Annotated in this window: 12 protein-coding genes and 3 tRNA genes; 11 read left to right on the forward strand and 4 right to left on the reverse strand. The window is 29.4% G+C overall.

Going from position 1 to position 13,419, the window contains the following annotated elements:
- The first annotated feature begins 490 nt into the window (after positions 1-490).
- The gene (spoVT, locus tag VS182_RS04020; protein WP_479483910.1) at positions 491-1,033 is read left to right on the forward strand and encodes a stage V sporulation protein T; all 543 of its coding nucleotides are present in this window, start codon (positions 491-493) and stop codon (positions 1,031-1,033) included.
- A gap of 94 nt (positions 1,034-1,127) precedes the next feature.
- On the forward strand, positions 1,128-2,702 hold the full coding sequence (locus tag VS182_RS04025) for a putative polysaccharide biosynthesis protein (protein ID WP_479483911.1): 1,575 nt from the start codon (positions 1,128-1,130) through the stop codon (positions 2,700-2,702).
- A gap of 155 nt (positions 2,703-2,857) precedes the next feature.
- On the opposite strand, the gene VS182_RS04030 is transcribed toward VS182_RS04025, so the two are convergent.
- Entirely contained in the window at positions 2,858-4,420 is a 1,563-nt protein-coding gene (locus VS182_RS04030; protein ID WP_479492320.1) for an amidase domain-containing protein, read from the reverse strand.
- A gap of 563 nt (positions 4,421-4,983) precedes the next feature.
- On the opposite strand from VS182_RS04030, the gene VS182_RS04035 reads away from it, so the two are divergent.
- The 9 genes from VS182_RS04035 (at position 4,984) to VS182_RS04075 (ending at position 11,975) form a co-directional block, all read left to right on the forward strand.
- Entirely contained in the window at positions 4,984-5,280 is a 297-nt protein-coding gene (locus VS182_RS04035; RefSeq protein WP_479483913.1) for a YabP/YqfC family sporulation protein, read from the forward strand.
- Positions 5,277-5,813, forward strand: coding sequence for a spore cortex biosynthesis protein YabQ (yabQ, locus tag VS182_RS04040; RefSeq protein WP_479483914.1), 537 nt, complete (start codon positions 5,277-5,279; stop codon positions 5,811-5,813). Before VS182_RS04035 ends, yabQ begins: the two co-directional genes overlap by 4 nt.
- Positions 5,814-6,111: 298 nt before the next feature.
- On the forward strand, positions 6,112-6,381 hold the full coding sequence (locus VS182_RS04045; protein WP_479483915.1) for a hypothetical protein: 270 nt from the start codon (positions 6,112-6,114) through the stop codon (positions 6,379-6,381).
- A 925-nt stretch (positions 6,382-7,306) separates the two neighbouring features.
- A tRNA-Met gene (locus VS182_RS04050) sits at positions 7,307-7,380 on the forward strand.
- A gap of 50 nt (positions 7,381-7,430) precedes the next feature.
- Positions 7,431-7,504, forward strand: a tRNA-Met gene (locus VS182_RS04055).
- A 33-nt stretch (positions 7,505-7,537) separates the two neighbouring features.
- A tRNA-Met gene (locus VS182_RS04060) sits at positions 7,538-7,611 on the forward strand.
- A 522-nt stretch (positions 7,612-8,133) separates the two neighbouring features.
- The gene (locus tag VS182_RS04065; protein WP_479492321.1) at positions 8,134-9,048 is read left to right on the forward strand and encodes a transposase family protein; all 915 of its coding nucleotides are present in this window, start codon (positions 8,134-8,136) and stop codon (positions 9,046-9,048) included.
- 985 nt (positions 9,049-10,033) lie between these two features.
- Positions 10,034-11,392: a hypothetical protein gene (locus VS182_RS04070; protein WP_479492322.1), complete on the forward strand. Its 1,359-nt coding sequence runs from the start codon at positions 10,034-10,036 to the stop codon at positions 11,390-11,392.
- Positions 11,393-11,804: 412 nt separating this feature from the next.
- Positions 11,805-11,975, forward strand: coding sequence for a hypothetical protein (locus VS182_RS04075; RefSeq protein WP_479492323.1), 171 nt, complete (start codon positions 11,805-11,807; stop codon positions 11,973-11,975).
- A gap of 455 nt (positions 11,976-12,430) precedes the next feature.
- Here VS182_RS04075 and VS182_RS04080 read toward each other — a convergent pair whose 3' ends face one another.
- The 3 genes from VS182_RS04080 to VS182_RS04090 form a co-directional block, all read right to left on the reverse strand.
- Positions 12,431-12,670, reverse strand: a complete 240-nt coding sequence (locus tag VS182_RS04080) for a hypothetical protein (RefSeq protein ID WP_479492324.1) — start codon at positions 12,668-12,670, stop codon at positions 12,431-12,433.
- A gap of 32 nt (positions 12,671-12,702) precedes the next feature.
- Positions 12,703-12,981 (reverse strand): transposase, encoded by a 279-nt coding sequence (locus tag VS182_RS04085; RefSeq protein WP_479492790.1) that lies wholly within the window; start codon positions 12,979-12,981, stop codon positions 12,703-12,705.
- Between the two features lie 77 nt (positions 12,982-13,058).
- On the reverse strand, positions 13,059-13,256 hold the full coding sequence (locus VS182_RS04090) for a hypothetical protein (protein WP_479488925.1): 198 nt from the start codon (positions 13,254-13,256) through the stop codon (positions 13,059-13,061).
- Between the last annotated feature and the right edge of the window lie 163 nt (positions 13,257-13,419).

A 13,419-nucleotide genomic window follows, 5' to 3' on the forward strand; every position in this document is an offset into this window, starting at 1 on the left:
TTAATTTAGACACATATGTTAATTTATACACATATGATCGATACATTTTATGAAATATATTAAGGACAAAATCAGTAAATGATATTTAGTCATAAATAAATAATATAGAAAGTGCGAAATATATTTCTCATACAAAATATATTTGTTATTGTGATATTTGGTAGATGATTTTTATCATATTAGGTTATATTAGGGTTTGTGAAATGCATTATTTAAGCTTAAAACTTCATGTTTTCTGCTATAATTAAACTCATGGGTTTAAATTTAAACTGCAAAGTGATGAATTTTGTTGCCTCAAAGGTACTTGAGTATGAAATTATTATTTTTTTGTTATTTATCTTAATCTTTTAGCATTTTTCTTTAAAGACATTACAAAAAAACTTGCATAATTCGGGATTCAATACCTGATACTATGTTGGTGAGTGCTTCTACAAGGTATTTTGTTAACATTTGATAAAAGCTTCATCACGAAAGTGAGGTAACGCACGCCATGAAAGCAACCGGCATTGTGCGCCGGATCGATGATTTGGGTAGGGTAGTTATCCCTAAGGAAATACGCCGAACCCTTCGAATCCGGGAAGGTGACCCCTTGGAGATCTTCGTCGATCGTGATGGGGAGGTCATTCTTAAGAAATACTCTCCAATTGGAGAACTAGGGGATTTTGCGCAAGAATATGCTGAAGCCCTGTATGAAAGTTTGCGACATGTAACATTAATATGTGATCGTGATTCTGTTGTTTCTGTGGCGGGTGCTACAAAAAAGGAATATGCTGAGAAGCCTGTGAGTGCACTTTTAGAGTCTTGTATGGATCAAAGACGTGTTAGTCTTGAGACAGGAACAAGTTCTGTTGAAATTGTCAAAGATTTAAATGAGGAGTATCATTCTTACGTTATTGTGCCAATTATTTCAGGTGGAGATCCTATTGGGGCAGTTGTACTTCTTTCAAAACAAGAAGGCGTTAAAATGGGCGATACCGAATCTAAATTGGCAAGTACAGCAGCTGCTTTTCTAGGAAAACAAATGGAGCATTAAAATTTTACTCGAAACAAATTGGACAATTACCAACTTGTTTCGAGTTTATCTTTTTCAACTCGAAAAATGTATATTTTGTTTATATAAAGGGGTAGTGGAACAAGTGCGCTTGTTTCGAGGTGCTATAGTTTTAACTATAGCTGCTTTTTTAAGTAAAATGTTAGGAATCATCTATCGACTTAACTATGCAAATTTAGTAGGGGATAAAGGTATGTTTATATATCACCAAGTTTATCCCATATATACGACATTGATCGCCTTTTCTCTTACAGGATTCCCCTTAGCTATCTCTAAATTAATTGCTGAAAGTCGCGTTAATAATGACATACCCTCCTTATTAAGGATTTTGCGTTTATCACTCATTTTCCTAATTGGATTTGGTTTTGTTTGCTTCTTATTTTTATTTTTTGCAGCACCTTTGATTGCTAAGTGGATGCATAGTAGTTCACTATTAACGATGCCTATCCAAGCAATTGCCTTTGCTTTTCTTGTTGTTCCGGCAGCATCTGCTTTAAGAGGTTTTTTTCAAGGTTATGAAAAGATGTTTCCTATTGCTATTTCTCAGGTACTAGAACAGTTGATACGTGTAACCTTGATTTTATTTTTTGCTATCACCTATAGTCAAGAAGTCGTTTATGCAGGATCTGGAACAATGTTTGCTAATTTTATCGGTGGTACTGTGGCATTTATTTATTTATTACTTACTTATTTTTATCAAAAACGTTTTTTATTCCAAACACATCCATTAGCCGAAAAAAAAGAGATTATTAAAACTCAGAAAAAAATTACATGGACTACTTTATTTAAAATAGCTTGGCCGATGAGTTTAATTGCTTTATTCCATCCGCTACACGCTTTAATTGAAGCTTTTGGAGTAGCAAATATGCTTTCTTTTTTAGGACAAGACGAGTCCGAGGTAGCAATCCAAAAAGGCATTTTTGATCGCCCACAACCTATTTTACACGTAGCTTCTATCTTATTTACAGCTCTTACAACATCATCTATACCTAGTATAACTTCTGCGCTTTCTTCAGGACAAAATCTATTGGCAAAAACGCAAATAGAACGTGTTTTACGCCTTACATTTGTTGTGGGGTTAATAGCTACATTTGGTTTGATAATTTTATCCTATCCTGCTAACTTGGTATTATATCCAGATAGCCAAGCTAGTTCTTACTTAGTTATTTTAAGCTTCACGGTTTTTTTCTCTGGCTTGGCTTCGGTTGCTCCGGTTCTATTACAAGCTTCTGGTTTTATGTATGATTCTGTACGTTATTTAGTTTTAGGATTGCTCATTCGTATCATAGGATATATATCATTTATGCCATTTTTGGGTCTTTATGGTGCTGCTTTGGCGAGTTGTCTTTCTTATGCTTTCCCAGCTTACTTCAGTATGCGTTTTTTGATGCAAAAATTTGCTTTATGGGACGCTATAGGCGATTGGCTCAAAAAAGGTATTTTGGCGTCATTATCTATGACGATCATAGGAAGTTCTGTTTTATATCTAATCCAAGAAAATATTTTATGGTCACATACCAAATTAGGCGCCGTTGTAGATATTTTAATTGTTGGATGTTTATCTTTATTTGTTTTTATTTTTGTCTGCCATAAAACAAAACTTTTTCCCTGGCAAGATTTTCGCGCTCTTCTATCTAAATCTAAAGCTTAATTATGAAGCTTGTCCAATAACCCATGTTAAAGGGAGTTTAAGAACCTAATTTAAATTTAATGCACAAAAAGCTATGATAATGGCTATTTTTGTGTTTAAATTATATCATTACTAATCGGCTATATTAATATTTCTGTACAAGTCCATGGGTATAATCATTCTACAGGTAAAAAATATTCCTCAGCTAGGCTACTAATATTAAAACCTTGTATTTTAGTTTTTTTATTTTTACACCAATAATAAAGAGGTGAATCCTTGGCATCCCTCGTATGCTGTGTTACATAAATCATCTTAGGGTAGTTGATACCTGATGCTTTATTTTCATAGGGCCCTTTCATCGTTACCGTGGCCGAATGTTCAAAATCACCATCTCCAGACCAGTCACCAAATACAGGGTCCCCCACATTTAGTACGTTGTATAATTCGTTAATGGTTTTTTGGGCATCACTGCAATCAAACATAGGCGATGTTTTCGTACGACGATAAATCAAATGTTGATGCAATGAGTTGGCGACACTCCATGTTATAGATGTCATTAATGGCTTATCTTGTGTTTTAGGTGCCCACGTTCTTACATCATTACGATGGCCATGGATGAACATTAAGCCACCCGCTCGTAAAACTTGAGAAGTGAAATTAGTGCAATCTTTCCAGCAATTTTCACATTTTCTTTCACGTGCATGGGTGTTATAGATGAGGTTATTGCGTTTAAAAGCCCACTCGTGGGCATACCTCACAGCTGCTTGGCGATTATAAAAACGTTTTTCGCGTTTCCTTGGTATATGTTTGAAGACATCGCGGTTATCTGTTATCATATTGGTCGATTCATCAATGGCTTGTCTTATTAAGAGGCTTTTTTGATGGTTGGGTTGTAGGGTTTGTAATGTTAGCAAGTCGTCCATTGTGGCTGTGTTTTGTTTTATTTTGTGCATTAAATTTCCTATTTTTTGATTTTTGTTGATATTTTCTGATAAATCTGTCAAATTTGCTAAATCTTCTAATTTTTTGTAATTATTTTCATGAATATTTTTTGTTAGCTTGTTTGGTGCATTAAACAAAGTTTCAAACAACATCTGATGATCTACATCTTCAGTAGCCCATGTTTTTAGGCCTCTAATTGTTTTGGGTAAGTTTTCTAATGTAGGGAGAATAGGTTTCAAACTTTTAATTGAAGATATCGTTTTTTTATCCACAGAATAAGTGATAGGTTCAGATGATTTTTCATAAAAAGAAATTTTTGTTGTAATGTTTTTTTGTTGCTTATGATTTAGTATCAACTGCTCATCTTGCTTTGTACTTATTTTATCAACATTCCTATTTATAATTTTAGCCATATTTTTTTCCATAAGATTTATATTCACATTATTTTCTTCTCTGGCTTTTTTGTGTGTTTGATCATTTTGTTTGTTATTTTCTTTTTTTATTTTTAGTTTTAGATCTTGATTTTTATCTTGTTGTAGGTCTTTAGCTGTTTCTTTCTGTAGTTCTTTTTTTATTTTTGTTTTATTTTCTTTTGACGATTCACGTGGGTTTTCATATTCAATGGGATTTAATTCATATCCCTGGGGTTGTTTTAAATCATCTTTGAATAATTGTTTATTTTTTATAATAAATTGTTGTTTTTTGCGCGCATAATCTAGATTACCCTCCGTTTTATAAAATTTATTGTATGCTAAAAAAGCTGCACTACATATAGAGATGGTAAGAAAAAAAAACAAATAATGCGCATATTTTTTTATAAACAACTCCTTTAGCCTTATTTATTTTGAACAATTAATTTTTGTTGAAAACTTTTTCATTTTAGCAAATTTTTTTTTTTTATTCAGGTGTTATAATCTTGCTTTCAACTCTTTAAGGAGGTATATCTACTGAGAATAGATCGTTTTCTTAAAATTGCTTATTTAATCAAACGCCGCAGCATAGCTAGAGAAGCCTGTTTACAAAAAAGGATATTTATCAACGATAAATTAGCTAAGCCAGGGACATTACTTAAAATTGGTGATATTGTTAAATTAATTTTTGGTCAAAGGACGATTATCGTTGAAGTATTGACCTTGAATGATAAGGTACAGAAAAAAGATGCTCCCTCTACATATAGATTAATTTCTAATCAACGCGACATATTAGGACAAAGCACGCAAGGTGTAGATCATTTGTTAGAATAAAAAAGTATTCTAAATGAGAGGTTCTATCTGACTGGAAACCACATAGTTTGTACCAATAAGCGAAATTAACTTTTTACTTTTATTTCAACATTTTTTATGAGGAAGGAGATATATGTGTGGAGGATATTCGCACGCGTCGGCCTCATGAAGTTATTATCACAAATCGCGGTATTTTACGTGTGACAGGTGTGGTTAGCATTGAAAGCTTTGATAGTGAAGGTTTTCTTTTACAGACCGACTATGGACATTTAGGTATTAGAGGTAGTGATTTGCAGCTACGAGGCCTTGATCTTGATCAAGGCCTCGTAGAGATGGATGGTTGTTTACTTGATGTTAGTTACTTAGATGAATCATCTACCTCTTCGGTTAATCTTCGTTCATCGCGCGGCTTTTGGAGTCGACTTTTTGCATGAACCTTTCTTTACAGATAGAGGCCTTGTTTAGTATGGTTTTTACAGGTATGGTATTGGGTGTTTTACTTGATTTCCATAAAGTGATCCTTAAAGTCTTCTCTTTAAGAGGTATATGCATAGCGATTGCAGATATTTTTTATTGGCTTATTTCTTCTTTTATTGTTTTTTATGTTTTCTTATTAGTTACTACCGGACAGTTAAGATTTGTTCTGTTTTTGCTAATATTAGTTGGTTTTGGTTTATATCGGCTTACTTTTCGTCAAAAATGCTTATATTTAATTACAAAGATTGTTAATTTATTATCCCTAGTGGTAGAATTTGTAGGCTATATTTTGAAAATTAATATTATTTTCATTGCGGCTTTGATTAAAAAAATTTTTATGATTATTCTCAAACCATTTTTATGGATAGGTAATTTGCTCATCCCTTTTTTTATCAGAATATATCGCAAATTTTTTCCGGCAAGGAGTAAGCATAAAGAAGAATCAGGCCAACAAATCGAAGAATCAAATAGAAAAAAAGAAGGAATTTAATATTTTTAAAAATAATATATAATAAATAACAATAAAAAATATTAAAATAAAAATAAACATAAAAAGCAAAAAAAATAAACATAAAAAGCAAAAAAAATAAACATAAAAAGCAAAAAACAAGTTAGAATCTAGTTACTTAGAGTCTAGCTTTTTTCCACGTGTTGAGGAGCCTATTTCTTATTGCTTCTATCATTTGTGATGATATGATTAAATTAAAGTATCCATATATACATAAATATTATCAAAAGTAATCAAATTTATAAAAAAGTAAAAAACAGAGTTTTCTGGGAGGTTTCGTATGCTAGGTCCTCTAACACAAAAGTTTCGTCGTAATTTATGGCTATTAATACTTGCGTTTGTTATTTGTTGGGCGCTTTTGCAAATCATTATTCAGCAAATTCATATCCACGATCGAGAAATAAATCTAAATATGAAAAAACAACTTTTGGCTCAAGAACAAGATAAGACGCATAAATTACAACAACAATTGAAGGATTATGGGACAACAGAGTCATGGCGCGACAGGCTTCATAATATGGGCTACGTTCGGGATGAGAAATCAAACTAGGGGTTTTGTTCATAAACCAATGCATAAAAGATTTAGATCGATATTTAATTTTACAGTTGAGTGGAGTAATGTTTATATATACAGGTATTGACCAACTTATCAACGGACTAATTATGTCAATATTATAGAAATAATAGAAAATTTGAATATCATTTCCCATATACCTTTTGAATACATTTTATCCCATAACCAAAAAAACATTAAAATTATATATAATGAACTATTCCCATCAATTTAAACAGTTATCCTAAATCTGTAAATACACTTTAAAAGAATGAATTTGTTAAACAAACCTAACCTTTAGGTTTGTTTGTTGATCATTTATAAATTCTCATTTTAATGTAATTAAGCACAAAGCTTCTTAAATCACCTTAAAAATCAAAACCATTTTTTCAAAAAAAGTATAATATCCAAACATAGATTATAATAATCTTTTTAAGTAACTAAAATTTTTAAGTAAATAACCTTTTCAAGTTGATTTTTAAAAATCAAAAATTATGTCCTTATTTTGTTGAAAGTACAGAATATTTGTTTAAACCTTCTTTTTTGATAAAATGGCTTAATTAGACATTTAGTGTTTTTTGCTGGATTCTATTTTTTTTAATCACAATTTGCATTTGATAAATAAGAATATAGAATGTCTATTTTGATGCTTTTTCCTATCAAAATTTAGAATTACATTTTTCGCACCTATTTTTAGTTTTTACAGTAAAAATTTAAAAATAACAAAGGTCAATTATCTTTACTAATCGGCTATATTAGTCTTTTTGGGCAAGGATTAGAAGATGCTAGGCTGTTAAGGAACGCAAATTATTTAAATTATGGGCAATTATTTTTTCTTGTTAATAAGTGGTTGACTAATGCAAAAAATTCCTCTATAATCATCATTAGTGGTGTTGGTTACACTTAATGTTTTTTAATACGCCGCGGGGTGGAGCAGCTTGGTAGCTCGTCGGGCTCATAACCCGGAGGTCGCAGGTTCAAATCCTGTCCCCGCAATAGTTTTTGTTTTATAGTATTTACTTTTTGGTTTTTAATCTTTAATACGCCGCGGGGTGGAGCAGCTTGGTAGCTCGTCGGGCTCATAACCCGGAGGTCGCAGGTTCAAATCCTGTCCCCGCAATAGTTTTTGTTTTTTCTTTTTTTCTTTTTTTTTGGCGGTGTAGCTCAGTTGGCTAGAGCGTACGGTTCATACCCGTGAGGTCGGGGGTTCGAGGCCCTCCGCCGCTATTGCGTTTTTATGACAAGGTGCATATTAGCAGTAGAAATAATTTATATATCAAAGATATTTATCAGTGATAGTCTAAGTAAGAAATTTATAAAAAACATAATTCGATATCAATTCTGAATTATGTTTTTTGCTATATAAAATTTAAATTATTCGACTATAAATTAGCTTGTTTTAGTTTTATATTTTGGGATTATTAATTTTTTACATGGACTTGTGCCTAAACTTTAATACATGTGATTAAGACGAACAATTGTCATTTATGGATATTTTTAAATTTTTTTAAAAATATAAAATTTCAATATCTATTCTTATTTATGAGCTATATTGTTATAATAATCTGAATAAACTAAAAAATATTATATATATTATTATTTTTTTGGAATTTCATTAAGATATGAAAAAAGATAAATTTTTGTGTTTTGATATCTTTAAATTAAAATGCTATTTCTTTATATACATAAAAAAAACAACACTATTATTAAATTGTGTTGTTTTTTTTATGTATATATACTACTATTAATATGGAATTTAACACTAAAAGAAAAGAGCAGATAACTATGTCTAATATTAACAAGAGATATGTAAATATGGAATATGCAAAAATAGCAAAATTAACAGAAAAAGAATTTATGTCCGCCGTAGGCGTCGATAAAATAACCTTTTCAATTATAGTAGAAAGTGTGCGAAAATATGACTTGAAAAACCATGAAAAAGGGGGTAGACCAAACATACTTGACCCGGAAAATCAAGTGTTATTGTTTTTTCATAATTTTTTCTTTGGTCGTACTTATAGAAGTATTGCAAAAACTTTCGATGTTACTAGCAGTACTGTTAATAAAACTATAAAAAAGGTACAAGCTGTCGCAATAAAAGTACTTAATAAAGAAAATCCTAAAAATATGAAAAAATATCTACCTAGCTTAACATATGGCAGATTCATTATAGATGGTACAGAAATATGCATTCAACGTCCTAAGGTGAATTACAAACCCTATTTATCTGGACGTAAAAAACAAACAAGTAAGAAATCCTTAATTTTAATTTGCTCTAAAACTGCCAAGATTTATTTTACAAATTACGCTCCTGGTAGCGTACATGATTTTAATCTTTACAAAAAATCACGTATTCCATTATCAGAAAACGCAACGTTGCTAGGTGATTCAGGTTTTAAAGGCCTAAACCAATATCATTTGTATGCCATTATACCTTATCAAAACAGTAAATACAAGGTTTTAAGCCAAGAAGAAAAAGAATATAACCATATTTTATCCCAAGAAAGATCCTTAGTTGAAAGAGTTATAGGATGGCTCAAAAGATTCAAGCTTATTGCTAATAGATATCGTAATAAACTGAAAAATTTCTCAAAGCAATTTGATCTAATCTCAGCAATATTCAATCATCATTTATCTTTAGATAAATTCAAAAAATTTATATAAAATCCAAAAATATAAATTAAAAAATTCAGACAATTTACACGAACAATCAATTGTATCAAATCAATATAATTTTAGCTATTGTTTAAATTTAAATAATTAAATTAAACATATAAGAGGAATAAGTAAAACTTAGTTTCCTTATTAAAACATGTTTATTGATATTTTAACACTTATGATAAAATATAATCATGAAAGTAATGATAATAACATCTTTGAAAACACTTTATTAGTCTCAAATACACATTGCATTAAAGTTTAGGCACAAGTCCCATGTCAAATTATATAAGGCTTAGGCTTAGGATATCAAAATATTTTTAAACATCTCCCAAAAAACTCGGATTATAGTTTGCTTAATTACCTAAAAAATAAAAATCATCTTTTGTATAAACAAATAATATTTAAATCTTAGATTCTAATAACCTTTTTAAGTTAATTTCCAAAAAAAATAAATGATATTGATAAAATATTAATCAACTTAAATATGTGTTAATATAAATTAATAATAACATATAAATTATTTTTTATAAATTAAGAATTTTAAATTAAAACCAGATTATATTCTTGGCAATTTTTATGGATTTAGATATAAACAGAATAATCAGTAATAAGCAATTTGATTTATTTTATGTTTTTAAATAATATTAATATATAAATAAAAGATAAATATAATACTTTGGGTTTTATCGTTCTTTTTTATTAGAGATCTATTTTTGCTTTCTTAATTATTTAATTTGATTACTAATATCTTGAGATGAACATCATTAGGTTAATTTTTTGAATACTTCAATTTTAATTATTATATATAAAGATTTTTTTAGATTTAAAAAAACATATTAAAAATCAAAATAATAGATTAGTATATTTTTTTATAGTTATTTTTATGTAAATATTATCATTAATTAACAGATACAGCAATTTATACTGATATTCCCATTAGTTATTTTTTAAAAATATATAAAAAACCATTTAAAATAGGTGATATATGATGGCTACAGATAAAATGCAAATTGATTTAAAAAAAATCGCACTATTCTCATTATTTATGAGTGGTTCCTTATTTTGTAACAATAATATTTTTTTATCACAGCCTGCAGAATCTGAAGCCGAAAATTATAAACCTAATGAGAATCATATTTATTCTGATACTCATTCGATTGATGGCGATGATTCTGTTAACGTTAAAGGTATAATTTCGCGTAAGGGTTCTCAATATAAGTTTTATTATAAGTTAGAGGAGGGTGAATTGAAAATTCATTTCGACGGTTCTAAAACTGATTTAGATAGAAGTGGTATTGAGATTGTTGGTGCGCGTCATATAAAATTAAAGGATAAAGATATAAGAGTAGGTTTTCATCCCAAGGCAGACTTGAGTATAGAGAACGTTAGTATCCTGTTTCCTAAGAAGGATAATATTATGCAGGATAAGATTATAATTCATCCTTATTCACCTTATAGTCAAGGCAGTTGGGGCAGTCCGCTGTCAGGCAGTGCAATTGGTTCTGGTAATGCAAGTGGTATAGGTATTAAAAGTGGTTCTGGTAATGCAAGTAGTTCTGGTAATGCAAGTAGTTCTGGTAATGCAAGTGGTTCTGGTAATGCAAGTAGTTCTGGTAATGCAAGTGGTATAGGTATTAAAAGTAGTTCTGGTAATGCAAGTAGTTCTGGTAATGCAAGTGGTATAGGTATTAAAAGTGGTTCTGGTAATGCAAGTAGTTCTGGTAATGCAAGTGGTATAGGTATTAAAAGTGGTTCTGGTAATGCAAGTAGTTCTGTTAATGCAAGTGGTACAGGTATTAAAAGTGGTTCTGGTAATGCAAGTAGTTCTGTTAATGCAAGTGGTACAGGTATTAAAAGTAGTTCTGGTAATGCAAGTGGTATAGGTAGTGCAGAGGATTCAAAGAGTTTTTCACCTTTATCTAGTCCTATAAAGGAAGATCAAAATGCACATCAGTATGAATGGATAAATTTGATTCCAGCTATACTAGCATATGGTCAGACTGATAAACAAACTCAGGATGCTCTTACTGATACTCAAAAAACGGATTATGGATCTGAGATTGATTCTGATAAAAATGGCATCTATATGAAAAGTTTAAATGGTCCGATTTATAAACAAACTCAGGATGCTCTTACTTATACTCTAAAAGAGGATTATAAATTAGAGGTTTATTTATCTAAAAATATAATCAATATGAAAAGTTCAAATATTTTATTAAGTGATCAAATATTTGAACTTATAAAAAATGGACAAAGTTGTGAATTACGTAATTTAAGATGTCTTTTGGCAAAAAACAAAATCACGTGGGATCAATTATATAACTTTCTTAAGAAAAAATATGGATAATTATATTCAGTAAATATTCAATATGTATTTTATGCCTAATATTTAACTTCAATCTATACTAATTTAAATGTATCATTTTCTTAATTTTATAAAAAGTAATTTTTTCATAGATATTCTAAATAAGTAAAACTTAGTTCCCTGATCAAAACATGTTTATTTAGATTTTAACAATTATGATAAAATATAATCATGAAAGTAATGATAATAACATCTTTTAAGACACTTTATTATTCTTAAATACACCCTGCATTAAAGTTTAGGCACAACTTCTCTGTACTTACCTGATGAAAATGCATTAAAAAATTGTAAATTAGATTTTAAGAAGGAAAAAATGAGAAAAAATAGCCATAATACCTTTCTCCTCTGTGTCAGATATAAGTAACAAAAATAAACTACACGGAGGAGATAAAATATGTCTACTATAAATCTTTTATCACAAAATAAAGAAGTTTTTAACAAATGTTTTAAAAAATGGAAGCTATCACTCTATTTTACCAAGCCAGTTTTAAATCATATCACGCATATAGTAGGAGGAATGATATCGAATAGTTTTAAAGGTATATTGGCAGATATGCATCGATAAAGCTTTTACGATATTTATGAAAGAAGCATCAGTTATATGATTTAAAATTGCATAAAAAATTTTTAAATAGAATAGACTTGTTTTTATGTTTAAAATTTATCGATAATATTAAATTATCAAATAAACATAAAATAAAGGTCAGAATCGGCTATATCATTCTTTGAGGACACGATCTATAAGCGACTTGGTTGTTCAGGCGCGCAAATAATTTTTGATTTTCAAAAATTAACTTGAAAAGTTTATTATAATCTAAGTTTGAACATTATTTGTTTATACAAAAGATAGTTTTTATTTTTAGAGTAATTTAACATCATTATGTTTAATTACTCTAAAAAGAGAATTTATATATTTGTATTGTTATAATAAATTTAATTATATTTATAAATGGTCAAAAAACAAACCTAGCTTTTTTAGGTTTTTTACCATATTTATCCTTTTTAATTTTATTTGCAGATTTAGGCTACCTCTTTAAATTGATAACAGTAGGACCTTAGTGCTGCTCTTAATCCTTTTTTGGCACGTGATAAAATAAACTTCACAGATATATGCTTAGGAATATCTAAATATGATATTATCTCTTCCGAGTATGAAATGAATATATCAATCATATCTTCTATTCGAGTAGCTTCTTTTTTAGCCTGATATTTACGTAATCCCTTTAGGAGATTACCATTACCTGTATGTATACAATACATTGCTACAAAAATTTGTAAAATTAAGTATCAATCTAAAGTTTTTTGGATATGAATTGGTATCCTTGCAAAGAAAGATAATTTTTAGCTTTTCTAAAATAGGTTTCGATTTCCCATCTTTTCGAATAATAATTTAGAATTTCTTCATTACTTAGCTCCATATCTGTGCAAATAAAAGCTTTTGCTTTAGATATATCTTGACTTTCCTTAACGCAAATAAGGACAACCGCATTGTCGATAAAATTAAGATTACCTTCATATCTATAAACACTATACTTTTGTTTTTTAATGGTAAAAACTTTTTTTATCTGTATTTTTTATAAAATTTAAAAACATTTTATTTGATTTTTAATGCCTAAAGGACAAATCACAATATCGATTCTTAATGCACCTATAAAATTAAATCCTTTTTTAAGCTTGTTTCGATGATCTTTTTTGAAATATACCAGTAATCTACGCAAACATATGCTTTACTATCTGGCTCGGGCGCACTAGATATGATATTGCAAGAAGTATCCATTTTATTGATTTCTGTTTTATTAGCACGTTTAACTTCTATAGGATAGCTTAAACCATCTGTATGTAACATAGCTTGAACAATAGAATGACCATATACACTTCTTTTATCTAGATTAGAATAATGATAACCCGATGCTTGTATAGGTTATTCAGCTGATGATGACGGCTTTGTCTTATCGCATACTGTATCGTCAATTATCAGAAAGTAAGGTTTTTTATCTTAGCTTGATGTA

The organism is Pasteuria ramosa, from assembly GCF_056496785.1.

Bases quoted from the DNA above. Each gene is read 5' to 3' on its own strand.
- VS182_RS04065 (WP_479492321.1), top strand. From the start codon at position 8,134: ATGGAATTTAACACTAAAAGAAAAGAGCAGATAACTATGTCTAATATT.
- yabQ (WP_479483914.1), top strand. From the start codon at position 5,277: ATGAACCTTTCTTTACAGATAGAGGCCTTGTTTAGTATGGTTTTTACA.
- spoVT (WP_479483910.1), top strand. From the start codon at position 491: ATGAAAGCAACCGGCATTGTGCGCCGGATCGATGATTTGGGTAGGGTA.
- VS182_RS04070 (WP_479492322.1), top strand. From the start codon at position 10,034: ATGGCTACAGATAAAATGCAAATTGATTTAAAAAAAATCGCACTATTC.
- VS182_RS04080 (WP_479492324.1), bottom strand. From the start codon at position 12,670: ATGTATTGTATACATACAGGTAATGGTAATCTCCTAAAGGGATTACGT.
- VS182_RS04045 (WP_479483915.1), top strand. From the start codon at position 6,112: ATGCTAGGTCCTCTAACACAAAAGTTTCGTCGTAATTTATGGCTATTA.
- VS182_RS04090 (WP_479488925.1), bottom strand. From the start codon at position 13,256: ATGTTACATACAGATGGTTTAAGCTATCCTATAGAAGTTAAACGTGCT.
- VS182_RS04075 (WP_479492323.1), top strand. From the start codon at position 11,805: ATGTCTACTATAAATCTTTTATCACAAAATAAAGAAGTTTTTAACAAA.